The sequence below is a fragment of the Pseudomonas sp. LBUM1661 genome (assembly GCF_059695925.1).
On record NZ_CP166794.1, the window covers coordinates 962,164 to 987,062 of the forward strand.

A 24,899-nucleotide genomic window follows, 5' to 3' on the forward strand; every position below is an offset into this window, starting at 1 on the left:
CTTGATGAAACAGCTATACCTCGCCTCAGGCTCGCCGCGTCGACGTGAGCTGCTCACGCAGATCGGCGTGCCGTTCACCGCCATCAGTGCGGACATCGATGAAACCCCTTTAAGCAATGAAACCCCTTCGGCCTATGTCGAGCGTCTGGCGCGCGGCAAGGCTGAGGCCGGACGCGGCGCGGTTGTGTCCGACGCAGCGTTTTGCGTGCTGGGTGCAGATACCGCCGTGGTGCTGAACGGGAAAATTCTTGGCAAGCCGGTGGACGAAGCCGATGCGTGCGCCATGCTTATGATGTTGGCCGGTCAAGAGCATGAAGTGCTGACGGCCATTGCCGTGCTGGATGGTGAACGTTGCGAGTCACGGGTTGTGCGAAGTCTGGTGCGTTTTCGCCCCATTGCGCGCGATGAAGCGACGGCCTACTGGGCCAGTGGCGAGCCGCGAGACAAGGCCGGTGGCTACGGGATTCAAGGACTGGGTGCGGTGTTTGTTGCCGGGCTCAATGGCAGTTACTCGGCGGTGGTCGGACTGCCGCTGTGCGAAACCTCGGAGCTGCTCGGCCATTTCGGCATACCCTGTTGGCAAACCCTTAACGCGCGCTGAGCGCCGTACTGACAAGATGCGGCCATTATCGTGAACATGCCTGAACGAGACCCTGCCATGAGTGAAGAGATCCTGATCAACATCACGCCGATGGAATCGCGCGTGGCGGTGGTTGAAAACGGTGTTCTGCAAGAGGTCCACGTCGAGCGCACGCAAAAGCGCGGGATCGTCGGCAACATCTATAAAGGCAAAGTCGTGCGGGTTTTGCCGGGCATGCAAGCGGCATTCGTCGACATCGGCCTGGACCGCGCCGCGTTCATTCATGCCTCGGAAATTTCCCTGCGCGAAGGCCCTGCGGTGGAAAGCATCAGCTCGCTGGTTCACGAAGGCCAGAGCCTGGTGGTGCAAGTCACCAAAGACCCGATTGGCTCCAAGGGCGCGCGCCTGACGACGCAGCTGTCGATTCCCTCGCGCTATCTGGTGTACATGCCGCGCACGGCTCACGTCGGCATTTCCCTGAAGATCGAAGACGAAGCCGAGCGCGAACGCCTCAAGCAAGTGGTCACCGATTGCGTGGCCAAGGAAGGTATCAAGGAGGCCGGCGGTTTCATCCTGCGTACCGCCGCCGAAGGTGCCGGCGCCGATGAAATCCTCATGGACATCCGCTACCTGCGCCGCCTCTGGGACCAGATCAACGAGCAGATCAAAACTATCAGCGCGCCGAGTGTGATTTACGAAGACCTCGGCCTGGCGCTGCGTACCCTGCGCGACCTGGTGAGCCCGAAGATCGAGAAGATTCGCATCGATTCCCGGGAAACCTTCCAGAAAACCACGCAATTCGTTGCCGAACTGATGCCGGAAATCGCTGATCGTCTGGAGCATTATCCGGGCGAGCGGCCGATTTTCGACCTGTACGGCGTCGAAGACGAAATACAGAAAGCCCTCGAACGCAAAGTTCCGCTGAAGTCCGGCGGTTACCTGGTGGTGGATCCGGCGGAAGCCATGAGCACCATCGACGTCAATACCGGGGCATTTGTCGGCCATCGCAATCTTGAGGAAACCATCTTCAAGACCAACCTCGAAGCGGCGACCGCCATCGCGCGTCAGCTGCGCCTGCGCAACCTCGGCGGGATCATCATCATCGACTTCATCGACATGGAAGATGAAGAGCACCAGCGCCAGGTACTGCGCACGCTCGAGAAGCAACTGGAGCGCGATCACGCCAAGACCAACATCATCGGCATCACCGAGTTGGGCCTGGTGCAGATGACCCGCAAGCGCACCCGCGAAAGTCTCGAACAAGTGCTGTGCGAACCGTGTAGCAGCTGTCAGGGACGTGGCAAGCTGAAGACGCCGGAAACCGTTTGCTACGAAATTTTCCGCGAAATCCTCCGTGAGGCGCGTGCCTATCAGGCGGAAGGCTATCGTGTATTGGCGAACCAGAAAGTGGTCGACCGTTTGCTCGATGAAGAATCGGGCAACGTCGCCGAGCTGGAAGGCTTTATCGGACGCACCATTCGGTTCCAGGTGGAAACCATGTATTCCCAGGAACAATACGACGTGGTGTTGCTCTGAATCCCTGCGTTGCAACCCGACTAAAACGGCTGGCTTCAGCTTTTTGCACTAATTTCGCCATGGGAGCCAACTGACATGGAACGTCTGACACGCATTTTGGCCGCACTGACCCGCTGGGGTCTGGGCCTGTGCGCGTTGGTCTTGGTGTTGATGGCGTTGTACGTCAGCCTCGGCCGAGAGCTGACGCCGTTAGTGGCCGAATACCGCGCCGAAGTGGAAATCAAGGCCAGCGCGGCCTTGGGCATGCCGCTGCATATCGGCGAACTGGAAGGCAACTGGAGCGGTTTTGCACCGATCCTGCTGGCTCACGATGTGATGGTCGGGGAGGGCGCCAATACCCTGCGCCTGGACCAGGTACGTGCGGTGCCGGATCTTTGGGCCAGCCTGCTGGCGCGCGAAGTGCGCATCGCGCACCTGGAACTCAACGGCCTGAAAATCAGCCTCAAGGAAGGTGAAGACGGTCACTGGGCGCTGGAAGGTTTGCCGGTGCAGCAAGATCAGCCGCTGGATCCGGAGCAGTTGCTCAATCGTATGCAAATGGTTCAGCAGTTATCGGTGCTCGACAGCCAGGTCACCTTGCAGCCGTTGGATCATCCGCCGCTGACCTTGACCTACGTCGGTCTGAACCTGAAAACCGGTGCCTCCCGTCAGCGCCTCGACGCTCGGTTGACCTTGCCCGACGGCCAGCCGGTGGCCATGAGTCTGCGCACCCGGATACGCGCCAGCGAGTGGAAGGACGGCGCGGCGGATGCGTACGTGAGCCTGCCGCAAAGCGATTGGTCGAAATGGTTGCCCGGGCGTGTGACCCGGCAATGGAATTTCTCCGAGATCAAGGCCGGTGGCGAGCTCTGGGTGAACTGGAGCAAGGGCGCCCTGCAAAGCGCTGCAATCCGCTTGAATGCGCCGCAACTCAAGGGCGCCTACGCCGAGCGCAAGCCGATCCAGATCAACAATCTGGCGCTCAACGGTTATTTCCAGCGCAGTGCCGAAGGCGTGCTGGTGACCCTGGATTCCCTGGCCATGAACCTCGGGGAGACCCGCTGGGAATCGCACCTGCAACTCAAGCAAAGCGCCGCCACCGACAAAACTGAAGAGCTCTGGCACCTGCAAGCCGACCGCTTGGACCTGACCCCGCTCACACCGTTGCTGAATGCCTTGGGGCCGCTGCCCGAAGGCGTCGCCACCGCCGTCGAGCGACTCAAGGTCACGGGTGGTTTGCGCAACGTACTGATCGACTTCCGGCCCAACGCCACCGACGACAGCAAGTTCAGCTTTGCCGCGAACCTCGACCGGGTCGGCTTCGACGCCTATCACGGCGCGCCGGCGGCACGCAATGTCAGCGGCAGCATCAGCGGCGACCTCGGCAAGGGCGAACTGCGCATGGACAGCAAAGACTTTGTCTTGCACCTCGACCCGATCTTCGCCAAGCCATGGGAATACCTCCAGGCCAACGCAACATTGACCTGGAAGCTCGACAAAGAAGGCTTCACCCTGATCGCGCCGTACCTGAAAGTGCTGGGTGAAGAGGGCAAGATTGCCGGCGACTTCCTGATCCGCCTGCATTTCGATCACACCCAGGAAGACTACATGGACCTGCGGGTCGGCCTGGTGGATGGAGACGGCAAGTACACGGCCAAATACCTGCCGGCAATGCTCAGCCCGGCGCTGGACGAATGGCTGCGGACCGCGATTCTCAAAGGCGCGGTGGACCAAGGCTTCTTCCAGTACCAGGGTTCGCTGAACCACGGCGCCGAGGACACCGCCCGCAGCATCAGCCTGTTCTTTAAGGTTCACGATGCCGAACTGGCCTTCCAGCCGGGCTGGCCCCATGTCAGCAAAGTCACGGGTGACGTGTTCGTCGAAGACAGCGGCGTGCGGATTCTGGCCAGCAAGGGCCAATTGCTCGATACCCAGGTCAGCGACATTTACGTCAATATTCCTCACGCGCCTGCCGGGCAAAGCGTGCACCTGTTCCTTGATGGCGGATTCGCCGGAGGACTGGGCGATGGCCTGAAAATTCTTCAGCAAGCACCGATTGGCACCGCCGACACCTTTGCCGGTTGGGAAGGCGAGGGTGATCTGCAAGGCAAGCTGAAGCTCGATGTTCCCCTGGTCAAAGGCGAGCAGCCGAAGATTTTGGTCGACTTCAAGACGGCCAAGGCGCGGCTGAAGCTGGCCGAACCCCCGCTGGAACTGACCCAGCTCAAAGGTGATTTCCGCTTTGACAGCGCCAAGGGGTTGAGTGGGCAGAACATCACCGCGCGGGCTTTCGATAAACCGGTCACCGCACAGATTTTCGCCGAGGGCAGCCCGGGTAATATCAAGACTCGCGTCACGGCATCGGGTCAGGTCGAGGTCAAGAAGCTCACCGACTGGTTGAGCGTCACTCAGCCGTTACCGGTGTCTGGCTTGATCCCCTATCAGCTGCAACTGAGCCTCGATGGCGCCGACAGCCAGTTGATGGTCAATTCAAACCTCAAAGGCGTGGCCGTGGATTTGCCGGCACCGTTCGGCATGGCGGCGGACGTGGGCCGCGACACCTCGTTCCGCATGACCCTGCAAGGGCCGGAGCGGCGCTACTGGGTCAACTACGGTGAGTTGGCGAGCTTCACGTTTGCAGCACCGCCCGGCAATTTCGCCGAAGGCCGCGGTGAATTATTCCTTGGTGGCGGCAACGCCGTATTGCCCGGTGCCAAGGGCCTGCGCGTACGTGGTGTGCTCTCGGAACTGGATGTAGGGCCCTGGAAGGATCTGGTGGACAAATATGCCGGCCAGGATCCGGGCGGCAGCGCCAAGCAGTTGCTCAGCAGTGCGGACTTCAAGGTCGGCAAGCTCAGCGGTATCGGCACCACTCTCGATCAGGCGTCAGTGCAGTTAAACCGCAAGCCAAGCGCGTGGGCCTTGCAGCTCGACAGCCAGCAGGTCAAAGGCACGGCGAACATCCCCGATGCGAAAGCCACGCCGATTGCAATCAATCTGCAGTACGTGCGTTTACCGGCGCCGGATCCGACCGTGCTGGCCGACGAAAACTCGCCGGATCCGCTGGTCAAAGTGGACCCGACGAAAATCCCTGCGATGGATATCACTATCAATCAGCTGTTTCAGGGGCAAGACCTTGTTGGCGCCTGGTACCTGAAAGTCCGTCCGACGGCCAAGGGCATTGCGCTCAATACGCTGGACCTTGGCCTCAAGGGCATTCTCTTGCAGGGCAGCGGTGGTTGGGAGGGTATTCCTGGTTCATCCACCAGTTGGTTCAAAGGCCGGATCAGCGGCAAGAACCTTGCCGATGTGCTGAAGGGCTGGGGCTTTGCGCCGAGTGTCACCAGCGAAGACTTTCATATGGATGTCGATGGTCGCTGGCCGGGTTCGCCCGCGTGGCTGGCCTCCAAACGCTTCTCCGGCACCCTTGATGCTTCGTTGAATAAAGGCCAGTTTGTCGAGGTCGAGGGCAGCGCCCAGGCGTTGCGGGTATTCGGCCTGCTCAACTTCAACTCCATCGGCCGCCGTCTGCGCCTGGACTTCTCCGACCTGTTCGGCAAAGGCCTGAGCTATGACCGGGTCAAAGGTTTGCTGGAGGCGACCAACGGGGTATACATCACCCGCGAGCCGATCTTGCTGACCGGACCATCGAGCAACATCGAGCTCAACGGCACGCTGGACCTGGTGGGCGATAAGGTCGATGCCAAGTTGCTGGTGACCTTGCCAGTGACCAACAACCTGCCGATTGCCGCACTGATCGTCGGCGCACCGGCCATCGGCGGCGCGCTGTTCCTGATCGACAAGCTGATCGGTGACCGCGTGGCGCGTTTTGCCAGCGTCAAATACACCGTGAAAGGCCCTTGGAAAGAGCCGAAAATCACCTTCGACAAGCCTTTTTGAAAAGCCCCTTTCCACGCCTATGGAGTAGCATGGGGCTGGGCTCTGATGCCCCGCCCCCGATTCCTGTAGGAGCGAGGCTTCCCCGCGAACCGACGCACCGCGGTGTGTCAGGCAAGATGCCTTCGCGGGCAAGCCTCGCTCCTACAGGGATGTATTGATTCCCGATAAGGAAACGGCCATGTCATTTGCGGTGATTCAAATGGTCAGCCAAAGCGATGTGCTGGCCAATCTGGCCCAGGCCCGTCGTCTGCTTGAACAAGCGGCCGCGGGTGGGGCGAAGCTGGCCGTGCTGCCGGAAAACTTCGCCGCCATGGGCCGTCGCGACATCGCCGACATCGGCCGCGCCGAGGCGTTGGGCGACGGTCCGATCCTGCCATGGTTGAAACAGACCGCCCGCGACCTCAAGTTATGGATAGTGGCCGGCACATTACCGTTGCCGCCAGTGGATCAGCCGACGGCCAAAGTGCATGCCTGCTCATTGCTGGTGGACGATCAGGGCGAGACGGTGGCGCGCTACGACAAGCTGCACCTGTTTGACGTGGACGTGGCGGACACTCGCGGGCGCTATCGCGAATCCGATGACTATGCTTATGGCAGTGGGGTCGTGGTGGCGGACACGCCCGTTGGTCGGGTTGGCCTGACGGTGTGTTACGACCTGCGCTTCCCCGAGCTCTACAGCGAATTACGCGCTGCCGGGGCGGAATTGATCACCGCGCCGTCAGCGTTTACAGCGGTGACCGGTGCGGCGCATTGGGATGTGCTGATTCGCGCGCGAGCCATCGAGACTCAATGTTACGTGCTCGCGGCCGCCCAGGGTGGGACTCATCCGGGACCGCGAGAAACCTGGGGCCATGCCGCAATCATCGACCCGTGGGGTCGTGTGCTGGCGCAACAGGATCAAGGCGAGGCCGTGCTGCTGGCCGAACGCGACAGCAGCGAACAGGCGTCCATCAGGGCGCGGATGCCGGTGTCCAGTCACCGGCGCTTTTTCTCGCAGGGCGCCCAGCGACCTGCCTCAGAACGACGAATTTAAGGCGTAAAGCATATGAGCGAGTTGTTGTCCTCAGTCAGTGAACACCTCCTGGCGCCCGGCGGCGTAACGATCGAGAGCCTGCAAGGCGTGCTCGGCGATCTGGCCGGACCGGGCATTGATGCCGCCGACCTGTATTTCCAGGGGCAGATCTCCGAGTCCTGGGCGCTGGAAGACGGCATCGTCAAGGAAGGCAGTTTCAACCTCGACCAAGGCGTCGGTGTGCGGGCGCAATCGGGTGAAAAAACCGGTTTTGCCTACAGCAATGCGATCACCCTGGAAGCCTTGGGCGCGGCGGCTCGTGCCGCCCGTTCGATCTCCCGCGCCGGGCAAAACGGCTCTGTGCAGGCGTTCACCACTCAGGATGTCGCCCAGCTATACGGGCCGGATAATCCACTGGAAGTGATGACCCGCGCCGAGAAAGTCGAACTGCTCAAGCGCATCGACGTCGCGACTCGCGCCCTTGATCCGCGTATCCAGCAAGTCACCGTGAGCATGGCGGGTGTCTGGGAGCGCATTCTCGTGGCGTCCACCGACGGCAGCCTGGCGGCGGATGTGCGGCCGCTGGTGCGTTTCAACGTCAGCGTGATCGTCGAGCAGAACGGCCGTCGTGAGCGCGGCGGGCATGGCGGCGGCGGTCGTACCGATTACCGCTATTTCCTCGGCGAAGACCGCGCCATGAGCTATGCCCGCGAGGCGCTGCGTCAGGCGCTGGTCAACCTTGAGGCCATTCCTGCGCCGGCCGGTACGTTGCCGGTGGTGCTCGGTTCCGGCTGGTCCGGCGTGTTGCTGCACGAGGCGGTCGGCCATGGCCTGGAAGGCGACTTCAACCGCAAGGGCAGCTCCGCCTACAGCGGGCGCATGGGCGAGAGTGTAGCGTCCAAGCTCTGCACCATCGTCGATGACGGCACCCTCGCCGGGCGTCGCGGCTCCTTGAGCGTAGACGACGAAGGCACCCCGACCGAGTGCACCACGCTGATCGAAAACGGCGTCCTCAAGGGATACATGCAAGACAAGCTGAACGCCCGTCTGATGGGTGTGGCCCGCACCGGTAACGGTCGCCGCGAATCCTACGCGCACCTGCCGATGCCACGCATGACCAACACCTACATGCTGGCGGGCGAAAGCGACCCGGAAGAAATCATCAAGTCGGTCAAGCGCGGCATCTATTGCGCCAACCTCGGCGGCGGACAGGTGGACATCACCAGCGGCAAATTCGTGTTCTCCACCAGCGAGGCGTACCTGATCGAAGACGGCAAAATCACCGCCCCAGTCAAAGGCGCGACGTTGATCGGCAACGGCCCGGAAGCCATGAGCAAAGTGTCGATGGTCGGTAACGATCTGGCGCTGGACAGCGGCGTGGGGACGTGTGGCAAGGATGGGCAGTCGGTGCCGGTGGGTGTCGGCCAGCCAACGCTGAAAATCGATGCGATCACTGTGGGTGGCACAGGATCTTGAGGGCTCTTGAATAAGTGAAGCTTCGAGTGAGTTGCGAGGCAACTCACTCGATTCGGGACTTAACGCAGACCGCGTTGAGTCTCGTCCAGCTCACGGATGTACTTGAAGATTTTACGGCTCGATGCCGGTGGCTTGTTGGTCGCCAGTTCGTGCTGGGCCTGACGGATCAGGGAGCGCAATTGCTGGCGATCAGCCTCCGGGTAGTCGACAACGAACTTCTCCAGGACTGCATCGTCGCCCGCGATCAAGCGATCGCGCCAGCGTTCCAGGCCATGGAAACGTTCGTTGTACTGCCGAGTGGAGGCATCGAGTTGATCGAGCAGAGTCAGAATGGCGTCAGTGTCCTGATCGCGCATCAGTTTGCCGATGAACATAAGGTGCCGTTTACGCGCGATATTCGCGGTGTGCTTGGGCGCATCGGCCAGTGCCCGGCGCATAGCGTCGGTCAACGGCAGTTTTGCCAGCAAGTCAGGCTTGAGCGTTGTAAGGCGTTCGCCGAGGTCAACCAGAGCATGCAGCTCGCGTTTAACCTGGGATTTGCTTTTTTCTCCCGTATCGAGGGAGTCGTCGTAAGAATCAACCATGGTGGCCGTCCGCAAAGAAACGCCGCCATGATAACCAGTCGGGGGCCGCTTGTCCGGCCCGGTCGCTCGAAGGCCCTCGCCGAAAGCAGAATTTGAGTGGAGAACAGCATGAGTGCAGTTGAAAGCGTCGGCCCACAAGCGTTGCCGGCACTGCAAGAGCAAGTCGAGCAGATCATCGCTGAAGCCAAGCGCCAGGGCGCCAGTGCCTGTGAGGTGGCGGTGTCCCTGGAGCAGGGCCTGTCGACCTCGGTGCGTCAGCGTGAAGTCGAAACCGTCGAATTCAACCGCGATCAGGGCTTTGGCATCACCTTGTACGTCGGTCAACGCAAGGGTTCTGCCAGCACCTCGGCCAGTGGTCCTGAGGCCATTCGCGAAACCGTCGCGGCGGCGCTGGCCATTGCCAAGCACACCTCGGAAGACGAAGCCGCAGGCCTGGCCGATGCCGCGCTGATGGCCAAGGACCTGCAGGATTTCGACCTGTTCCACGAATGGGACATCACCCCGGAACAAGCCATCGAAATGGCCCTGGCCTGTGAAGCGGCGGCGTTTGCCACCGACAGCCGGATCAAGAACGCCGACGGCACCACCCTCAGCACGCATCAGGGCTGCCGCGTCTACGGCAACAGCCACGGTTTCATCGGTGGTTATGCCTCGACGCGCCACAGCCTGAGTTGCGTGATGATCGCCGAGGCCGATGGCCAGATGCAGCGCGATTACTGGTACGACGTAAACCGTCAGGGCACCTTGCTGGCCGACCCGGTGAGCATCGGCCAGCGTGCCGCGCAACGGGCGGCGAGCCGTTTGGGCGCGCGTCCGGTGCCGACTTGTGAAGTGCCGGTGCTGTTTTCTGCGGAGCTGGCCGGTGGTTTGTTCGGCAGTTTCCTCTCGGCGATCTCTGGCGGCAGTTTGTATCGCAAATCGTCGTTCCTTGAAGGCACGCTGGGCCAGAAACTGTTCCCGGAATGGCTGACCATCGATGAGCGTCCGCACTTGATGCGTGCGATGGGCAGTTCGGCCTTCGACGGTGATGGTCTGGCGACCTACGCCAAACCGTTCGTCGAAAAGGGCGAGTTGGTGTCGTACATCCTTGGCACGTACTCCGGCCGTAAGCTCGGTATGCCGAGCACCGCCAACGCCGGTGGCGTACACAACCTGTTCGTCACCCATGGCGATGAAGACCAGGCGGCCCTGTTGCGCCGCATGGGCCGTGGGTTGCTGGTGACGGAGTTGATGGGCCAGGGCCTGAACATGGTCACCGGTGATTATTCCCGTGGTGCGGCGGGTTATTGGGTCGAAAACGGCGAAATCCAGTTCGCGGTTCAAGAAGTGACCATCGCCGGCAACATGCGCGACATGTTCAAGCAGATCGTTGCGGTGGGTAATGACCTGGAACTGCGCAGCAACATTCGCACCGGTTCAGTGTTGATCGAGCGGATGACCGTGGCCGGTAGCTAACGCTTACCGCTACACAAAAAGGCGCGCTACCCGATTGGATAGCGCGCCTTTTTTATTGAGCCTTGCACAAATCCTTGTGGGAGCGTGTGTGTATTGCCGGGGTTGTTTTGGTTCTCATTATCATCTAATAATAAATCTCATTACCGAATGAGCCCGGATCATGAGTTCTGCCTTGCACGAGCAGCCTTACCTCGAAAGCTGGCGCTGGATGAGTCGCCAGATCCGTTGCGCGATGGATCCCGACGAGCCCCGCCTGATCGAACATTACCTGGCTGAAGGCCGGTATCTCGCCTGTTGCACGGCGACCTCACCCTGGACCATCGCCGAAACCTCCTTGCGTTTATTGCTCGACACCGCCGCCGATGTCGCGCTGCCCTGGCACTGGCGCACTTACTGCCTGGATCAGGCCTGGCGTCCATTGCGCGAGCTCGAACGCCTCTCTCTGTGCAAATGCCGCCTCAAGCGCTGGCAAAGCTACACCTGGCAACTGGCGACCTGCGAGTTGCAGCCCTCGATTCCCCTAAACGAACTGGTGCAAGGATTTTCTGATGAACAAGACTCGTATTGAGCGCGACAGCATGGGCGAGCTTAAGGTCCCGGTAGACGCCCTCTACGGCGCACAGACCCAACGTGCGGTGGATAATTTCCCGATCAGCGGCAAACCGATGCCGGTGCAATTCATCCGCGCGTTGATCCTGGCCAAAGCCGCTGCCGCCAGGGCCAACGTCGAGCTCAAGCAAATCAGCGAGTCCCAGGGCAACGCCATCGTTGATGCAGCGCTGGACCTGCTCAAGGGCGATTTCATGCCGCATTTTCCGGTGGACATCTTCCAGACCGGTTCCGGCACCAGTTCCAACATGAACGCCAACGAAGTGATCGCGACCCTGGCCAGCCGTCTGCTCGGCGAGCCGGTGAACTCCAACGACCACGTCAATTGCGGTCAGAGCAGCAACGACATCATCCCGACAACTATCCATGTCAGCGCCGCACTGGCGTTGCATGAGCAACTGTTGCCGGCGCTGGTGCGTCTGGTGCAGGTGATCGAGCGCAAGGCTGAAGAGGTTCATCACCACGTCAAAACCGGCCGCACGCACTTGATGGACGCGATGCCGGTGCGCATGAGCCAGGTACTCAACGGTTGGGCGCAGCAGCTCAAGGCCAACATCGGCCATCTGCAGGATCTGCTGCCGAGCCTGCAATCCCTGGCGCAGGGCGGCACGGCGGTGGGCACCGGGATTAACGCGCACCCGCAGTTTGCGGCGCGTTTCAGTCAACAACTGAGCGAGCTGACTCACGTTCAATTCACCCCAGGCAAGGATCTGTTTGCGCTGATTGGCTCTCAGGACACCGCCGTCGCCGTTTCCGGGCAGCTCAAAGCGACAGCGGTCTCGTTGATGAAAATCGCCAACGACCTGCGCTGGATGAACTCCGGCCCGCTGGCCGGTCTCGGTGAAATCGAACTCGAGGCCTTGCAACCGGGTTCTTCGATCATGCCGGGCAAGGTCAATCCGGTGATCCCGGAAGCCACTGCCATGGTCGCCGCGCAGGTGATTGGTAATGACACGGTCATCACCATCGCCGGGCAGTCGGGCAATTTCGAACTGAACGTGATGCTGCCGATCATCGCGCAGAACCTGCTGAGCAGCATCGAATTGCTGGCGAACTCCAGCCATCTGCTGGGCGAAAAAGCCATTGCCAGCTTCAAGGTCAACGAAGCCAGGCTCAAGGAAGCGCTGTCGCGCAACCCGATTCTGGTCACGGCACTCAACCCGATCATTGGTTACCAAAAAGCCGCGGAGATTGCCAAGAAGGCCTATCAACAAGGCCGTCCGGTGATCGATGTCGCCCTGGAACACACCGACCTGTCGCGCAGCCAACTGGAAGAGTTACTCAACCCGGAAAAGCTCACCGCAGGCGGCGTGTAATCCCCGCAACCGCTTTGGAGGCTCACCATGGAGCACTGGAAACGCACGATCGAACGGGCAAATCGCTGTTTCATGCTGGGTGAACTGGTCGATGCCCGCGAGGCTTACTTGCAGGCACTGGCCCTGGCCCAGGTGTTGTTCGAACGCTGGGCGGATGCCGACGAAGCGGTGGCGGCTTGCGTGATTTCCCACCACAACCTGGCCGACCTGCATTTGCGCCTGAACCAACCGGAGGAGAGCGCCGAATACCTGTGCGCCATCCATCAACGCTTGCTGCAGACCATGCAGGACCCACGACTGGCGCCGGCACTGCGTGAAGCGGCGCTGCGCCAGAGCAGCAAAACCTACGTCGAGTTGCTGAATTTCATCAGCGAACACGGCGAGTACCCGCGCACCCATCGGTTGCTGCACATCGATGCTGCCTCGCCTGCGGCCCTACAACATGGAGTTCATTGAAATGGCTTTTACCTTGCCTGCCTTGCCTTACGCTTACGATGCCCTGGAACCGCACATCGATGCGCAGACCATGGAAATCCACTACACCAAGCACCACCAGACCTACATCAACAACCTCAACGCGGCGGTCGAAGGCACCGAATTTGCCGAATGGCCGGTGGAAAAACTGGTGGCCGCTGTGCAGCAACTGCCAGAGAAGCTCCGCGCTGCGGTGATCAATCAGGGCGGCGGTCACGCTAACCATTCGCTGTTCTGGGAAGTGATGGCACCGCACGGTGGCGGCACACCTGAAGGCGAGCTGGCCAAGGCCATCGATGAACAATTGGGCGGTCTCGACAGCTTCAAGGAAGCTTTCACCAAAGCCGCGCTGACCCGCTTCGGCAGTGGCTGGGCCTGGTTGAGCGTCACGCCGCAAAAGACTCTGGTCGTGGAAAGCAGCGGCAATCAGGACAGCCCGCTGATGAACGGCAATACGCCGATCCTTGGCCTGGACGTCTGGGAGCACGCCTATTACCTGCGTTATCAGAACCGTCGCCCGGAATACATCAACGCGTTCTACAACGTGATCAATTGGCCCGAAGTCGCCGCGCGCTATCAGGCTGCGCTGGTTTGAGTCTTCCATAAAAAATCTAAGGCTGACTATGGGCACTGAAACACTGGCGATCGGAAGTGGACGAATGTTTCGTTACGCGTTCGGATCGCTTTTACTGCTGGCGGGCATGAGTCTATTGGTTGCCCAGGGACTGGCGTGGCTGGACCTTGAGCCGAAACTGCTGCGTGCTTTGCAAGGCGGGGCGATCTGCGCCTTGGGTACGGCCTTGGGCGCGGTGCCGGTGTTGGTGATTCGGCGCATGCCGCAGGCGGTCAGCGATACGCTGCTTGGTTTCGGTGCCGGGGTGATGCTGGCGGCGACCGCGTTTTCGCTGATCGTTCCGGGTATCTCCGCCGCTGAAGGCCTGGGCCTGACGCCTTGGGCGGCCAGCGGCCTGATCAGCTTCGGCATCATGCTCGGTGCGTTCGGGCTGTATCTGGTGGACCGCAAGGTCTCCGGGGCCAGTCCGGAAATGCTGGTGGGCACGCTGGAGCGACCGGTGATACCACCGAGGATCTGGTTGTTTGTGTTTGCCATCATTGCCCACAACATTCCAGAGGGCATGGCGGTTGGTGTCTCGGCCGGTGGCGGCATGCCGGATGCCGACAGCCTGGCCATGGGCATTGCCTTGCAGGATGTGCCGGAAGGGCTGGTGATCGCGTTGGTACTGGCCGGGGCCGGGATGTCGCGGGTCAAGGCGTTCCTGATCGGTGCTGCGTCAGGGGTGGTCGAGCCAGTATTCGCCTTGTTGTGCGCATGGCTGGTGAGCCTGGCCGAACTGCTCTTGCCCTTGGGCCTGGCACTGGCGGCCGGTGCCATGCTGTTGGTAGTGACCCACGAAGTCATTCCCGAATCGCGCCGCAATGGTCACGACAAACTGGCCAGCCTTGGGCTGCTGATCGGGTTTTGTTTGATGATGGTCATGGATACCGCATTAGCTTAACGCGGACGTTTGTAACGGCGAGGTTTACTCGCCTTCGCCGAAGTAGTCGTTGATCAGCGCTACCAGCGCCTGTAGCGCCTCATCAGCCCTTTCGCCTTCGGTGATCAAGTGGATCTTGGTGCCCTTGCCCGCCGCCAGCATCATCATGGCCATGATGCTTTTACCGTCGACCGTGGTTTCCGGCGTGCGTCCTACCCTGATTGTGCAATCCTTGAACTCACCGGCGACACCGACGAATTTGGCGGAAGCACGGGCGTGCAGGCCCAGTTTGTTGATGATTTCGATTTCCAGAGCAGGCATCGCGATGTGAATCCTTTAGCTGAGGTCGCGGTGGCGGACCTGGACGTTCTTCAGGGTTTTTTGCAGGGTCTGGCCGAGACGTTCGGTCAGGTAGACGGAGCGGTGATGCCCGCCGGTGCAGCCAATGGCAATGGTGACATAAGCACGATTACTGGCGGCAAAGCGGGGCAGCCACTTGAGCAGGTACGTGGAGATGTCCTGGAACATCTCTTCCACGTCCGGCTGTGCGGCCAGGTATTCGGCCACCGGTTGGTCGAGCCCGGATTGCGCGCGCAGTTCTGGCTTCCAGTACGGGTTCGGCAGGCAGCGCACGTCGAACACCAGGTCGGCGTCCACCGGCATGCCACGCTTGAAACCGAAAGACTCCACCAGGAACGCAGTACCGGGTTCCGGCTGGTTCAACAGGCGCAGTTTGATGGTGTCGCGCAGCTGGTAAAGGTTCAGGTTGGTGGTGTTGACTTTGAGATCCGCGAGGTCGGCAATCGGGCCGAGCAGGCTGGTTTCATCGTTGATCGCCTCGGCCAGCGAGCGATTGGCGCTGCTCAGCGGGTGGCGACGACGGGTTTCCGAAAAGCGTTTGAGCAGGGTTTCTTCGTCGGCATCCAGGTACAGGACATCGCACTGGATATGCCGGCTGCGGACTTCTTCGAGCAGTTCCGGAAAGCGCGACAGGTGACTTGGCAAGTTGCGTGCGTCAATCGACACGGCAACCAGCGGTTGTGCCAGTTCGGTGTGAATCAACGCGCGTTCGGCCAGCTCCGGCAGCAAGCCGGCGGGCAAGTTGTCGATGCAGTAGTAGCCGTTGTCCTCAAGGACATCGAGCGCGGTACTTTTACCTGAGCCGGAACGGCCACTGACGATGATCAAACGCATGATTACTGACCGTTTTGCTCGTCCAGGACAACCTGATACAAGGCTTCATTGCTCGGGGCGCTGCGCAGTTTTTCGCGCACTTCCTTGCGATCGAGCATGCTGGCGATCTGGCGCAATAGCTCCAGGTGCGCATCGGTGGCGGCTTCCGGCACCAGCAGAACGAACAGCAGGTCAACCGGGGCGCCGTCGATGGCGTCGAAATCAATAGGGGCGTCGAGGTGCATCAAGGCGCTGATGGGTGCGGAGCAACCCTTCAGGCGGCAGTGGGGGATGGCGATGCCGTTACCAAAACCGGTAGAACCGAGTTTTTCACGGGCGACCAGACTCTCGAAGACATCCTGCATGGCCAGATCCGGCACTTCGCGATGGATTAGGTTGGCAATTTGCTCGAGGGCTTTCTTTTTACTGCCGCCCGGCACGTTCACGAGGGAACGGCCGGGGGTCAGGATGCTTTCAAGTCGGATCATGAGTTGGGAGTGTTAACGACCGGTCGCACCCTGGAGGAGGCTCTGGGTCTTTTCCTTATGCTTTTTGAGTTGTTTATCCAGCTTGTCGGTCAATGCGTCGATCGCTGCGTACATATCGGTATGTTCCGCGTTAGCGACCACTTCATTGCCGGGAATATGCAGCGTGGCTTCGATTTTCTGCTTGAGCTTTTCGACCGTCATCGTCACTTGGACGTTGGTGATCTTGTCGAAATGCCGTTCCAATCGTTCGAGTTTTTCGCCGATGTAGGTGCGAAGAGGTTCGGTCACTTCCAGTTGGTGTCCACTGATGTTGACTTGCATACAGCTTCTCCTTCGTTGCCAGTGCATAAAGCGGCAGGCAGAAATGCCTGCCACTGGAACGCTGTGGCGTGGCTCTACATCAACCGCTTGCGTTCGCTCGAAGGCGCGATTCCTAAGGACTCGCGGTACTTGGCGACGGTGCGGCGAGCCACCTGAATGCCTTGTGCCTCCAGTAAACCAGCGATCTTGCTGTCACTCAACGGCTTTTTCTGATTTTCCGCAGCAACCAGTTTTTTGATGATCGCGCGAATCGCCGTGGACGAGCATTCGCCGCCCTCGGAGGTGCTGACGTGGCTGGAGAAAAAGTATTTCAGTTCATAAATACCGCGAGGGGTATGCATGAATTTTTGCGTGGTGACCCGGGAAATCGTCGACTCGTGCATGCCGACCGCTTCGGCGATGTCATGCAGCACCAGCGGTTTCATGGCTTCGTCGCCGTATTCCAGGAAGCCGCGCTGATGCTCGACGATCTGGGTGGCCACTTTCATCAGGGTTTCGTTGCGGCTTTGCAGGCTTTTGATGAACCAGCGGGCCTCTTGCAGCTGGTTGCGCATGAAGGTGTTGTCGGCGCTGGTGTCGGCGCGGCGCACAAACCCGGCGTACTGCGCGTTGACCCGAAGGCGTGGCACCGACTCCTGATTGAGCTCTACCAGCCAGCGCTCGTTGTCCTTGCGCACGATCACGTCGGGCACCACGTATTCGGCTTCACTGGACTCGATTTGCGAGCCGGGGCGCGGGTTGAGGCTCTGCACCAGCTCAATCACCTGGCGCAGTTCATCTTCCTTGAGCTTCATGCGCCGCATCAATTGGCTGTAGTCGCGGCTGCCGAGCAGGTCAATGTAATCGGAGACCAGACGCTTGGCCTCGGTCAGCCATGGGGTCTTGGCGGGCAACTGGCGTAATTGCAGCAGCAGGCATTCACCCAGGTTGCGGGCGCCGATGCCGGCAGGTTCGAATTGCTGGATGCGGTGCAGGACGGCTTCAATCTCGTCCAGTTCGATGTCCAGTTCCGGATCGAAGGCTTCGAGGATTTCCTCGAGGGTTTCGTCCAGGTAGCCCTGATTGTTGATGCAGTCGATCAGGGTCACGGCGATCAGGCGATCGGTGTCGGACATCGGTGCCAGGTTCAGTTGCCACAGCAGGTGGCTTTGCAGGCTTTCGCCGGCCGACGTGCGGGTGGTGAAATCCCACTCGTCGTCATCGTTGCTCGGCAGGCTGCTGGCGCTGGTCTGGTAGACGTCTTCCCACGCGGTATCGACCGGCAGTTCGTTGGGAATGCGCTCGTTCCAGTCACCTTCCTCGAGGTTATCCACCGTCGGGGCGGTTTCCTGGTAAGAGGGTTCCGAAACATCGGCGTTGGGTAGTTGTTCGGCTTTGTCGGCCAACGGGTCGGCGTTATCGAAGTCGTCGCCTTCTTCCTGGCGTTCGAGCATCGGATTGGACTCCAGGGCCTCCTGGATTTCCTGTTGCAGGTCCAGGGTCGACAATTGGAGCAGGCGGATGGCCTGTTGCAGCTGCGGTGTCATCGTCAGCTGCTGGCCCATTCTCAAGACTAGCGATGGTTTCATGGCAGGGGCTTAACACCTTATTCGCCGGCGCACATGCGCCATCCACTACAGAGCGCCGGAGCGCCAAACATAAGCAAATTATATGCCCGAAACTGCAGCGTTTGCCTAGAGCGCCGTAACAATAAAAAGCTGCAAAGTTTTATTGACACATTGAACCGACTGGCTTCGGAAAATCTTTGAAGCGTCGCGTTTGCCTAGAGCGCCGTAACAATAAAAAAAAGTTGATTTTTTATCGAGACAAGCGCTCGGTCGACTGGCCACGCACCCCGGCGTTTACAGGCGGAACTCATGGCCCAGGTACACTTCCTTGACCAGTTCGTTGGCCAGGATGGTGGCAGAGTCACCTTCGGCGATCAGTTGGCCATCGTTGACGATGTAGGCGGTTTCGCAGATATCCAGGGTTTCACGGACGTTGTGGTCGGTGATCAGCACGCCAATGCCCTTGGCCTTGAGGTGGTGGATGATCTGCTTGATGTCGCCCACCGAAATCGGGTCCACACCGGCGAAGGGTTCGTCGAGGAGGATGAATTTCGGGTTGGTGGCCAGAGCGCGGGCGATTTCCACACGGCGGCGTTCACCACCGGACAGGCTCATGCCAAGGTTGTCGCGGATGTGGCTGATGTGGAATTCCTGCAGCAGGCTTTCCAGCTCCTTGCGACGACCGGCCTTGTCGAGTTCCTTGCGGGTCTCGAGGATGGCCATGATGTTATCGGCTACCGAGAGTTTGCGGAAGATCGACGCTTCTTGCGGAAGATAGCCGATACCGGCCTTCGCACGACCGTGCATCGGCTGGTGGCTGACGTCCAGATCGTCGATCAGCACGCGACCCTGATCGGCCTGTACCAGGCCGACAATCATATAAAAACAGGTGGTTTTGCCGGCGCCGTTCGGGCCAAGCAGGCCGACGATCTGACCGCTGTCGATAGACAGGCTGACGTCACGCACGACCTGGCGGCTCTTGTAGCTCTTGGCCAAGTGCTGAGCTTTCAGAGTTGCCATTACTGGGCCTTTTGCTCGTCGGTTTTCTTCTTCGGCTGAATCACCATGTCGATGCGCGGACGCGACTCGGTGACCTTGTTGCCTGTAGCGCGACCGGCGCTCGCAAGCTTTTTAACGGTGTCATAGACGATTTTCTCGCCTTGGGTGACGTTGTTGTCCTTGTCGATGACTTTGGCGCGATCGATCAGGACGACGCGGTTTTGCGAGGCGTGGTACTGGATAGTCACCCCGTAACCCTGCACAGGCTTGGTGTCGCCCGCAGTTTGCAGCTGCTCGAAATAGGCGAGGTTGCCGACCGAGGTCACGACGTCGATGTCGCCGGTCGGGGTGCGGGTGATCGTCACGGTGTTGCCGGTGACTTTCATCGAGCCCTGGGTAATGATCACGTCGCCTTTATAGGTGGCAACGCCATTCTTGTCGTCCAGTTGGGCATCGTCGGCCTGAATGCGGATTGGCTGCTCTTGATCGTTCGGCAGAGCCCAGGCGCTCACGCTTCCCAGTGCTGCGCCCAGACTGAGCAAAATAGGGAGGGTTTTAACGAGCCTCATACTGTCCTCTTACGTTCGATAGCAGGTGTATCCTGCTTTCTTTCAAGTACGCTTTCATGCCGTTGCCTGTCGATACACCGCCAGCGCCGTCGATTCTAACGGGTTGATCGGTCTGCGCATATTGCTGCTGCGGGAACACAGTCATACGGGTGGTGGTAATCAGGGTCTTGCGGTTTTTCTCATCGAAACGCGTAATGCGAACCGAGTCGATCAGTTCGACTTGAGTGCCGTCCGGATTGACTTCGCCGCGTTCACTCTGGACGTGCCAAGGGAATGCGGTACCGCGAAACATGTTCAGGTCCGGATTGGTCAGCAACGTCACTTCGGTCGCTTTCAGGTGTTCGACCTTGTCGGACGTCATTTCGTATTGCAGCCCGCCGTCGGGCAAGTACTGCACGCTGTGGGCGTTGATGGCGTAATAGTCGATCGCGGTTTCATCGACCTTGGCCACAGGCTTGTCGAGGAAGCGTTCGGGGCTGATGTTCCAGTAGCCGACCGCCGCGAATATCGCTGCGATGCAACCGAACACCAGGATGTTGCGAAACTTTTTGCTCAGCATAGTTGGCTCACAGGTACGCAGCGTTGGCCGCATCGAGGCGGCCTTGGGCGCGCAGGATCAATTCGCAGAATTCGCGAGCGGCACCCTCGCCACCGCGGGCCTGGGTGATGCCGTGGGCGTGTTCGCGCACGAAGCTGGCGGCATTGGCCACCGCCATGCCCAGGCCCACACGGCGAATCACCGGCAGGTCCGGCAGGTCGTCGCCGAGATAAGCCACTTCTTCATAGCTTAGATTGAGCTGGGCAAGAAGCCCGTCGAGTACCACAAGTTTGTCTTCGCGTCCCTGGAACAGGTGTGGAATGCCGAGGTTCTTCGCGCGTCGCTCCACGACCGGGGTCTTGCGACCGCTGATGATAGCGGTCTGCACGCCGGCTGCCATCAACATCTTGATGCCCTGGCCGTCGAGGGTGTTGAACGTCTTGAATTCACTGCCGTCTTCGAGGAAGTACAGGCGTCCGTCGGTCAGCACGCCATCGACGTCGAAAACCGCCAGTTTGATGTGCTTGCCGCGTTGCAGCAGATCGGTGCTCATTACATGACTCCTGCGCGCAGCAGATCGGACAGGTTGAAGGCGCCGATCGGACGGTCCTCCTTGTCCACCACCACCAGCGCGTTGATTCGGTGGTCTTCCATGATTTTCAGGGCTTCGGCCGCCAGCATGTCGGGGCGCGCAGTCTTGCCGTGAAGGGTCATGACTTCGTCGATGGTCGTGTGATGGATATCGACGGGGCGGTCCAGCGTGCGACGCAAATCGCCGTCGGTGAAGATCCCGGCGAGTTTGCCATCGGCTTCGAGGATTGCCGTCATGCCCAGGCCTTTGCGGGTCATTTCCATCAGCGCGTCCTTGAGCAGGGTGCCGCGCGGGACTTGCGGCAGCTCTTTTCCGGCGTGCATGACGTTTTCCACTTTCAGCAGCAGGCGTCGGCCCAGTGCGCCGCCCGGGTGGGAAAAGGCGAAATCTTCAGCGGTAAAACCACGGGCTTCCAGCAACGCAACGGCCAGGGCGTCGCCCATGACCAGGGCGGCGGTGGTCGACGAGGTCGGTGCCAGGTTCAGCGGGCAGGCTTCGTGCTCGACGTGTACGTTCAGGTTCACTTCGGCGGCCTTGGCCAGCGGTGAATCGGGGTTGCCGGTCACGCTGATCAGTTGAATGCCCAGGCGCTTGATCAGCGGCAGCAGGGTGACGATTTCATTGGTGGAGCCCGAATTCGACAGCGCCAGAATGATGTCGTCGCGGGTGATCATGCCCATGTCGCCGTGGCTGGCTTCGGCCGGGTGCACGAAAAAGGCCGTGGTGCCGGTGCTGGCCAGGGTGGCGGCGATCTTGTTGCCGATGTGCCCTGACTTGCCCATGCCGACCACGACGACGCGGCCCTTGCTGGCCAGAATCATCTCGCAAGCGCGTACGAAATCTGCGTCGATACGGGGCAGCAAGCCTTGGACGGCTTCCAGTTCGAGGCGGATGGTGCGTTGTGCAGATTGAATCAGGTCGCTGGATTGGCTCATGTTAGAAATCGTATAGCCTGAAAAGGCGGCGATTATAACGGTAATGATCGAAACCCTCACGCAAGTTCGTCGCGCATTGTAATTCGCTGTTACTTAATCCCTCTGAATGAAGCGTTTTGCCTGTCATATTGCTGAATATGGCCCGGCTTCGGCCTTTGGCGCCAGGCCTGTGCAGTGATATAGTTCGCCGCCAGTTCGGCCTGCCCGGGAGGTATGTGCTTTCGAGAGAAAGTCAGGCGTCCGAGTGAGAGGCTGCATCGCAAGGAGTTTAGATGAGTGCCGATAAAGCCTACGCGGTCGAGCTGAAGGGACTGACCTTCAAGCGCGGCGCGCGCAGCATTTTCAATAACGTCGATATCCGTATCCCGCGCGGCAAGGTCACCGGCATCATGGGACCTTCCGGGTGTGGCAAGACCACGCTGTTGCGGCTGATGGGCGCACAGTTGCGGCCCACCAAGGGCGAAGTCTGGGTCAACGGCCAGAATCTGCCGAAACTGTCTCGCAGCGACCTGTTCGATGCGCGCAAGCACATGGGCGTGCTGTTTCAGAGTGGCGCGCTGTTTACCGACCTCGATGTGTTCGAGAACGTCGCCTTTCCGCTGCGCGTTCATACCGAGCTGCCGGAAGAAATGATCCGGGACATCGTCCTGCTCAAATTGCAGGCCGTAGGCTTGCGCGGTGCCATCGACCTGATGCCTGACGAATTGTCCGGCGGCATGAAGCGCCGTGTCGCGCTGGCCCGGGCGATTGCACTCGATCCGCAAATCCTTATGTATGACGAGCCCTTTGTCGGCCAGGACCCGATCGCCATGGGCGTGCTGGTGCGCCTGATCCGCCTGCTCAACGATGCGTTGGGCATCACCAGTATCGTGGTCTCGCACGATTTGGCCGAGACCGCGAGCATCGCCGATTACATCTATGTCGTCGGCGAAGGCCAGGTGTTGGGGCAGGGCACGCCCGAGGAGCTGATGAACTCGCAGGAGCCACGCATCCGTCAATTCATGACAGGCGAGCCCGACGGTCCGGTCGCATACCACTTTCCAGCGACGGATTACCGCGCAGATCTTCTGGGGAAGCGTTGATGCGCAAGATTTCACTGATAGAACGCGTTCGCCGCTTCGGCCACGCCGGCATTGATGTGCTGGGGGTGTTCGGCCGTTCGGCGATCTTCCTGTTTCATGCCTTGCTCGGTCGTGGTGGCATCGGCGGCGGGTTTGGCCTGCTGGTCAAGCAACTGCACTCGGTAGGCGTAATGTCCCTGGTGATCATTGTGGTCTCCGGGGTGTTCATCGGCATGGTGCTGGCGCTGCAAGGGTTCAACATCCTGTCCAGCTACGGTTCGGAGCAGGCGGTCGGGCAGATGGTGGCGCTGACCCTGCTGCGTGAACTGGGCCCGGTGGTCACGGCCTTGCTGTTCGCCGGGCGTGCGGGTTCGGCCCTGACCGCTGAAATCGGCAACATGAAATCGACCGAGCAGTTGTCCAGCCTGGAAATGATTGGCGTCGACCCGCTCAAGTACATCATTGCCCCGCGCCTGTGGGCCGGCTTCATTTCCCTGCCGGTGCTGGCGATGATCTTCAGCGTGGTGGGTATCTGGGGCGGTTCGTGGGTGGCCGTCGACTGGCTGGGTGTCTATGAGGGTTCCTACTGGTCGAACATGCAAAACAGCGTGACGTTTACCGACGATGTGCTCAACGGCATCATCAAAAGCGTTGTTTTCGCCTTTGTCGTGACCTGGATCGCCGTATTCCAAGGCTATGACTGCGAGCCCACTTCCGAGGGGATCAGTCGTGCCACTACCAAAACCGTGGTGTATGCCTCTTTGGCTGTGCTCGGCCTGGACTTTATTCTGACCGCCTTGATGTTTGGAGATTTCTGATGCAAAACCGCACCCTGGAAATCGGTGTCGGCCTTTTCTTGCTCGCTGGCATCCTGGCTTTGCTGTTGCTGGCGTTGCGGGTAAGTGGCCTGTCCCCGAGCGCGACCACCGATACGTATAAACTTTATGCCTACTTCGACAATATCGCAGGTTTGACGGTCAGAGCTAAAGTGACCATGGCCGGTGTGACCATCGGCAAGGTCACGGCGATCGATCTGGACCGCGACAGTTTCACCGGTCGAGTGACCATGCAGCTGGAAAAGAGCGTCGATAATCTGCCGAACGACTCCACTGCATCTATCCTGACCGCTGGCCTGTTGGGCGAGAAGTACATCGGTATCAGCGTGGGCGGCGAAGAAGCCTTGCTCAAGGATGGTTCGACCATCCACGACACCCAGTCGTCGCTGGTGCTCGAGGACCTGATCGGTAAATTCCTGCTCAATACCGTTAGTAAAGACGCCAAATGAGGAGCTTTTGAATGATCTCTACCTTGCGACGTGGCCTGTTGGTATTACTCGCGGCCTTGCCGTTGATGGCTAACGCCGTGGCGGCGCCTTCCGCGCATGATCTGGTACAGGACACCACGACCCGGATGCTGGCCGATCTGGCGGCGAACAAAGAAAAGTACAAACAGGATCCGAAAGATTTTTATACGGCACTGGATACGATCGTCGGGCCCGTTGTGGATGCCGAGGGCATCTCCAAGAGCATCATGACGGTCAAGTACTCGCGCAAAGCCACGCCTGAACAAATGAAGACCTTTCAGGAAAACTTCAAGAAGGGTTTGTTCCAGTTTTATGGCAACGCCTTGCTCGAGTACAACAACCAGGGCATCACCGTTGATCCTGCCAAGGATGAGTCGGGCGACCGTACAAGCGTTGGCATGACGGTCAAAGGCAGCAGCGGCGCGATCTATCCTGTGTCCTACACACTGGAAAAGATCAATGGCGAGTGGAAGCTGCGTAACGTCATCATCAACGGCATCAACATCGGCAAGCTGTTCCGCGATCAGTTCGCTGATGCGATGCAGCGCAATGGCAACGACCTGGACAAGACCATCAACAATTGGGCCGGGGAAGTCGCCAAAGCCAAGGAAGCCACCGAGAAGCAACCGCCTGCGAAGCAAGCCCAATGAGTGTGTCGGCCATTCGCATGAGCGATGCCGGCGAGCTGATGCTCAGCGGGATGCTGGATTACCGCACCGGCCCGGGCCTGCGCAAGCAAGGTCAGGCGCTGATCAATTCCAGCAAAGCCGCTACGCTGGTGGTCGATTGCACGGCGGTATTGAAGTCCAGCAGCGTCGGCTTGTCGCTGTTGCTGTGCTTCATGCGTGATGCAGAGGCGGCCGGCAAGGCGTGGAGCATCCGTGGGATGCCAGAAGACATGCGTGAAATTGCTCAGGTCAGCGAGCTGACCGAGCTGTTGGCGCATCCCTAACCCG

The 24,899-nt window shown here is 59.9% G+C and carries 27 protein-coding genes; 16 read left to right on the plus strand and 11 right to left on the minus strand.

The features are described 5' to 3' along the window. Positions 1 to 4 precede the first annotated feature (4 nt). The 5 genes from ACA057_RS04310 to tldD all read left to right on the plus strand — a co-directional run bounded on the left by ACA057_RS04310 (position 5) and on the right by tldD (position 8,483). On the plus strand, positions 5 to 601 hold the full coding sequence (locus tag ACA057_RS04310; RefSeq protein ID WP_497346199.1) for a Maf family protein: 597 nt from the start codon (positions 5 to 7) through the stop codon (positions 599 to 601). A gap of 57 nt (positions 602 to 658) precedes the next feature. Beyond that, positions 659 to 2,116 carry a ribonuclease G gene (gene rng / locus ACA057_RS04315; RefSeq protein ID WP_059403239.1) on the plus strand — a complete coding sequence of 486 codons (1,458 nt, stop codon included), beginning with the start codon at positions 659 to 661 and terminating at the stop codon, positions 2,114 to 2,116. 75 nt (positions 2,117 to 2,191) lie between these two features. Then, on the plus strand, positions 2,192 to 5,995 hold the full coding sequence (locus ACA057_RS04320) for a YhdP family protein (RefSeq protein WP_497346201.1): 3,804 nt from the start codon (positions 2,192 to 2,194) through the stop codon (positions 5,993 to 5,995). A 178-nt stretch (positions 5,996 to 6,173) separates the two neighbouring features. Then, positions 6,174 to 7,028, plus strand: a complete 855-nt coding sequence (locus tag ACA057_RS04325) for a carbon-nitrogen hydrolase family protein (protein ID WP_497346203.1) — start codon at positions 6,174 to 6,176, stop codon at positions 7,026 to 7,028. A gap of 12 nt (positions 7,029 to 7,040) precedes the next feature. Further along, positions 7,041 to 8,483, plus strand: a complete 1,443-nt coding sequence (tldD, locus tag ACA057_RS04330; RefSeq protein ID WP_497346205.1) for a metalloprotease TldD — start codon at positions 7,041 to 7,043, stop codon at positions 8,481 to 8,483. A 59-nt stretch (positions 8,484 to 8,542) separates the two neighbouring features. Here the strand turns inward: tldD and yjgA are convergent, their stop codons facing one another. Next, complete coding sequence (yjgA, locus tag ACA057_RS04335; RefSeq protein WP_033058015.1) at positions 8,543 to 9,067, minus strand: ribosome biogenesis factor YjgA; 525 nt, start codon at positions 9,065 to 9,067, stop codon at positions 8,543 to 8,545. A gap of 108 nt (positions 9,068 to 9,175) precedes the next feature. On the opposite strand from yjgA, the gene pmbA reads away from it, so the two are divergent. From pmbA to ACA057_RS04365, 6 genes are all read left to right on the plus strand, one after another. After that, on the plus strand, positions 9,176 to 10,522 hold the full coding sequence (gene pmbA, locus ACA057_RS04340; protein WP_059403244.1) for a metalloprotease PmbA: 1,347 nt from the start codon (positions 9,176 to 9,178) through the stop codon (positions 10,520 to 10,522). Between the two features lie 160 nt (positions 10,523 to 10,682). Beyond that, complete coding sequence (locus ACA057_RS04345) at positions 10,683 to 11,090, plus strand: FagA protein (RefSeq protein WP_497346208.1); 408 nt, start codon at positions 10,683 to 10,685, stop codon at positions 11,088 to 11,090. Continuing rightward, positions 11,071 to 12,447, plus strand: a complete 1,377-nt coding sequence (locus tag ACA057_RS04350; RefSeq protein WP_497346210.1) for a class II fumarate hydratase — start codon at positions 11,071 to 11,073, stop codon at positions 12,445 to 12,447. Before ACA057_RS04345 ends, ACA057_RS04350 begins: the two co-directional genes overlap by 20 nt. Positions 12,448 to 12,474: 27 nt before the next feature. Beyond that, positions 12,475 to 12,903 (plus strand): DUF2753 family protein, encoded by a 429-nt coding sequence (locus ACA057_RS04355; RefSeq protein ID WP_497346212.1) that lies wholly within the window; start codon positions 12,475 to 12,477, stop codon positions 12,901 to 12,903. 1 nt (position 12,904) lies between these two features. After that, positions 12,905 to 13,516 carry a superoxide dismutase gene (locus ACA057_RS04360; RefSeq protein WP_401356186.1) on the plus strand — a complete coding sequence of 204 codons (612 nt, stop codon included), beginning with the start codon at positions 12,905 to 12,907 and terminating at the stop codon, positions 13,514 to 13,516. A 28-nt stretch (positions 13,517 to 13,544) separates the two neighbouring features. After that, entirely contained in the window at positions 13,545 to 14,438 is an 894-nt protein-coding gene (locus ACA057_RS04365; RefSeq protein WP_497346214.1) for a ZIP family metal transporter, read from the plus strand. Between the two features lie 24 nt (positions 14,439 to 14,462). Here ACA057_RS04365 and ACA057_RS04370 read toward each other — a convergent pair whose 3' ends face one another. The 10 genes from ACA057_RS04370 to ACA057_RS04415 all read right to left on the minus strand — a co-directional run bounded on the left by ACA057_RS04370 (position 14,463) and on the right by ACA057_RS04415 (position 21,579). Then, a complete protein-coding gene (locus ACA057_RS04370) occupies positions 14,463 to 14,738 on the minus strand; it encodes an HPr family phosphocarrier protein (protein WP_497346216.1) in 276 nt (91 codons plus the stop codon). A gap of 15 nt (positions 14,739 to 14,753) precedes the next feature. Then, positions 14,754 to 15,611, minus strand: a complete 858-nt coding sequence (gene rapZ / locus ACA057_RS04375; protein WP_401356193.1) for an RNase adapter RapZ — start codon at positions 15,609 to 15,611, stop codon at positions 14,754 to 14,756. Positions 15,612 to 15,613: 2 nt separating this feature from the next. Beyond that, positions 15,614 to 16,078, minus strand: coding sequence for a PTS IIA-like nitrogen regulatory protein PtsN (ptsN, locus tag ACA057_RS04380; RefSeq protein WP_401356195.1), 465 nt, complete (start codon positions 16,076 to 16,078; stop codon positions 15,614 to 15,616). Positions 16,079 to 16,090: 12 nt separating this feature from the next. Then, positions 16,091 to 16,399 (minus strand): ribosome hibernation-promoting factor, HPF/YfiA family, encoded by a 309-nt coding sequence (hpf, locus tag ACA057_RS04385; RefSeq protein WP_007941242.1) that lies wholly within the window; start codon positions 16,397 to 16,399, stop codon positions 16,091 to 16,093. 74 nt (positions 16,400 to 16,473) lie between these two features. Next, positions 16,474 to 17,967, minus strand: a complete 1,494-nt coding sequence (locus ACA057_RS04390) for an RNA polymerase factor sigma-54 (protein WP_497346219.1) — start codon at positions 17,965 to 17,967, stop codon at positions 16,474 to 16,476. Positions 17,968 to 18,240: 273 nt separating this feature from the next. Further along, entirely contained in the window at positions 18,241 to 18,966 is a 726-nt protein-coding gene (gene lptB, locus ACA057_RS04395; RefSeq protein ID WP_054049904.1) for an LPS export ABC transporter ATP-binding protein, read from the minus strand. Then, a complete protein-coding gene (lptA, locus tag ACA057_RS04400; RefSeq protein WP_497346221.1) occupies positions 18,966 to 19,514 on the minus strand; it encodes a lipopolysaccharide transport periplasmic protein LptA in 549 nt (182 codons plus the stop codon). Before lptA ends, lptB begins: the two co-directional genes overlap by 1 nt. Then, positions 19,501 to 20,073: an LPS export ABC transporter periplasmic protein LptC gene (gene lptC, locus ACA057_RS04405; RefSeq protein WP_497346223.1), complete on the minus strand. Its 573-nt coding sequence runs from the start codon at positions 20,071 to 20,073 to the stop codon at positions 19,501 to 19,503. Before lptC ends, lptA begins: the two co-directional genes overlap by 14 nt. A 7-nt stretch (positions 20,074 to 20,080) precedes the next feature. After that, positions 20,081 to 20,605 (minus strand): KdsC family phosphatase, encoded by a 525-nt coding sequence (locus ACA057_RS04410; protein WP_059403255.1) that lies wholly within the window; start codon positions 20,603 to 20,605, stop codon positions 20,081 to 20,083. Continuing rightward, complete coding sequence (locus tag ACA057_RS04415; protein WP_497346225.1) at positions 20,605 to 21,579, minus strand: KpsF/GutQ family sugar-phosphate isomerase; 975 nt, start codon at positions 21,577 to 21,579, stop codon at positions 20,605 to 20,607. Before ACA057_RS04415 ends, ACA057_RS04410 begins: the two co-directional genes overlap by 1 nt. Before the next feature lie 272 nt (positions 21,580 to 21,851). Between ACA057_RS04415 and ACA057_RS04420 the strand changes: the two genes are divergently transcribed. The 5 genes from ACA057_RS04420 to ACA057_RS04440 are packed head-to-tail and all read left to right on the plus strand — an operon-like array spanning position 21,852 to position 24,895. After that, a complete protein-coding gene (locus ACA057_RS04420; protein ID WP_059403257.1) occupies positions 21,852 to 22,661 on the plus strand; it encodes an ATP-binding cassette domain-containing protein in 810 nt (269 codons plus the stop codon). Then, complete coding sequence (gene mlaE / locus ACA057_RS04425) at positions 22,661 to 23,458, plus strand: lipid asymmetry maintenance ABC transporter permease subunit MlaE (protein WP_497346228.1); 798 nt, start codon at positions 22,661 to 22,663, stop codon at positions 23,456 to 23,458. Before ACA057_RS04420 ends, mlaE begins: the two co-directional genes overlap by 1 nt. Continuing rightward, positions 23,458 to 23,925 carry an outer membrane lipid asymmetry maintenance protein MlaD gene (gene mlaD / locus ACA057_RS04430; RefSeq protein WP_401356211.1) on the plus strand — a complete coding sequence of 156 codons (468 nt, stop codon included), beginning with the start codon at positions 23,458 to 23,460 and terminating at the stop codon, positions 23,923 to 23,925. The genes mlaE and mlaD overlap by 1 nt, the downstream gene beginning before the upstream one ends. A gap of 11 nt (positions 23,926 to 23,936) precedes the next feature. Beyond that, a complete protein-coding gene (locus tag ACA057_RS04435) occupies positions 23,937 to 24,593 on the plus strand; it encodes an MlaC/ttg2D family ABC transporter substrate-binding protein (protein WP_401356214.1) in 657 nt (218 codons plus the stop codon). Beyond that, positions 24,590 to 24,895 (plus strand): STAS domain-containing protein, encoded by a 306-nt coding sequence (locus ACA057_RS04440; protein ID WP_401356216.1) that lies wholly within the window; start codon positions 24,590 to 24,592, stop codon positions 24,893 to 24,895. The genes ACA057_RS04435 and ACA057_RS04440 overlap by 4 nt, the downstream gene beginning before the upstream one ends. The last annotated feature ends 4 nt before the right edge of the window (positions 24,896 to 24,899 follow it).

Bases quoted from the DNA above. Each gene is read 5' to 3' on its own strand.
- rapZ (WP_401356193.1), bottom strand. From the start codon at position 15,611: ATGCGTTTGATCATCGTCAGTGGCCGTTCCGGCTCAGGTAAAAGTACC.
- lptB (WP_054049904.1), bottom strand. From the start codon at position 18,966: ATGGCAACTCTGAAAGCTCAGCACTTGGCCAAGAGCTACAAGAGCCGC.
- ACA057_RS04440 (WP_401356216.1), top strand. From the start codon at position 24,590: ATGAGTGTGTCGGCCATTCGCATGAGCGATGCCGGCGAGCTGATGCTC.
- ACA057_RS04325 (WP_497346203.1), top strand. From the start codon at position 6,174: ATGTCATTTGCGGTGATTCAAATGGTCAGCCAAAGCGATGTGCTGGCC.
- pmbA (WP_059403244.1), top strand. From the start codon at position 9,176: ATGAGTGCAGTTGAAAGCGTCGGCCCACAAGCGTTGCCGGCACTGCAA.
- lptC (WP_497346223.1), bottom strand. From the start codon at position 20,073: ATGCTGAGCAAAAAGTTTCGCAACATCCTGGTGTTCGGTTGCATCGCA.
- ACA057_RS04415 (WP_497346225.1), bottom strand. From the start codon at position 21,579: ATGAGCCAATCCAGCGACCTGATTCAATCTGCACAACGCACCATCCGC.
- ptsN (WP_401356195.1), bottom strand. From the start codon at position 16,078: ATGATCCGACTTGAAAGCATCCTGACCCCCGGCCGTTCCCTCGTGAAC.
- lptA (WP_497346221.1), bottom strand. From the start codon at position 19,514: ATGAGGCTCGTTAAAACCCTCCCTATTTTGCTCAGTCTGGGCGCAGCA.
- ACA057_RS04435 (WP_401356214.1), top strand. From the start codon at position 23,937: ATGATCTCTACCTTGCGACGTGGCCTGTTGGTATTACTCGCGGCCTTG.
- rng (WP_059403239.1), top strand. From the start codon at position 659: ATGAGTGAAGAGATCCTGATCAACATCACGCCGATGGAATCGCGCGTG.
- ACA057_RS04345 (WP_497346208.1), top strand. From the start codon at position 10,683: ATGAGTTCTGCCTTGCACGAGCAGCCTTACCTCGAAAGCTGGCGCTGG.
- ACA057_RS04360 (WP_401356186.1), top strand. From the start codon at position 12,905: ATGGCTTTTACCTTGCCTGCCTTGCCTTACGCTTACGATGCCCTGGAA.
- ACA057_RS04365 (WP_497346214.1), top strand. From the start codon at position 13,545: ATGGGCACTGAAACACTGGCGATCGGAAGTGGACGAATGTTTCGTTAC.
- ACA057_RS04390 (WP_497346219.1), bottom strand. From the start codon at position 17,967: ATGAAACCATCGCTAGTCTTGAGAATGGGCCAGCAGCTGACGATGACA.
- ACA057_RS04320 (WP_497346201.1), top strand. From the start codon at position 2,192: ATGGAACGTCTGACACGCATTTTGGCCGCACTGACCCGCTGGGGTCTG.
- mlaE (WP_497346228.1), top strand. From the start codon at position 22,661: ATGCGCAAGATTTCACTGATAGAACGCGTTCGCCGCTTCGGCCACGCC.
- ACA057_RS04310 (WP_497346199.1), top strand. From the start codon at position 5: ATGAAACAGCTATACCTCGCCTCAGGCTCGCCGCGTCGACGTGAGCTG.
- hpf (WP_007941242.1), bottom strand. From the start codon at position 16,399: ATGCAAGTCAACATCAGTGGACACCAACTGGAAGTGACCGAACCTCTT.
- tldD (WP_497346205.1), top strand. From the start codon at position 7,041: ATGAGCGAGTTGTTGTCCTCAGTCAGTGAACACCTCCTGGCGCCCGGC.
- ACA057_RS04370 (WP_497346216.1), bottom strand. From the start codon at position 14,738: ATGCCTGCTCTGGAAATCGAAATCATCAACAAACTGGGCCTGCACGCC.
- ACA057_RS04420 (WP_059403257.1), top strand. From the start codon at position 21,852: ATGAGTGCCGATAAAGCCTACGCGGTCGAGCTGAAGGGACTGACCTTC.
- yjgA (WP_033058015.1), bottom strand. From the start codon at position 9,067: ATGGTTGATTCTTACGACGACTCCCTCGATACGGGAGAAAAAAGCAAA.
- ACA057_RS04350 (WP_497346210.1), top strand. From the start codon at position 11,071: ATGAACAAGACTCGTATTGAGCGCGACAGCATGGGCGAGCTTAAGGTC.
- mlaD (WP_401356211.1), top strand. From the start codon at position 23,458: ATGCAAAACCGCACCCTGGAAATCGGTGTCGGCCTTTTCTTGCTCGCT.
- ACA057_RS04355 (WP_497346212.1), top strand. From the start codon at position 12,475: ATGGAGCACTGGAAACGCACGATCGAACGGGCAAATCGCTGTTTCATG.
- ACA057_RS04410 (WP_059403255.1), bottom strand. From the start codon at position 20,605: ATGAGCACCGATCTGCTGCAACGCGGCAAGCACATCAAACTGGCGGTT.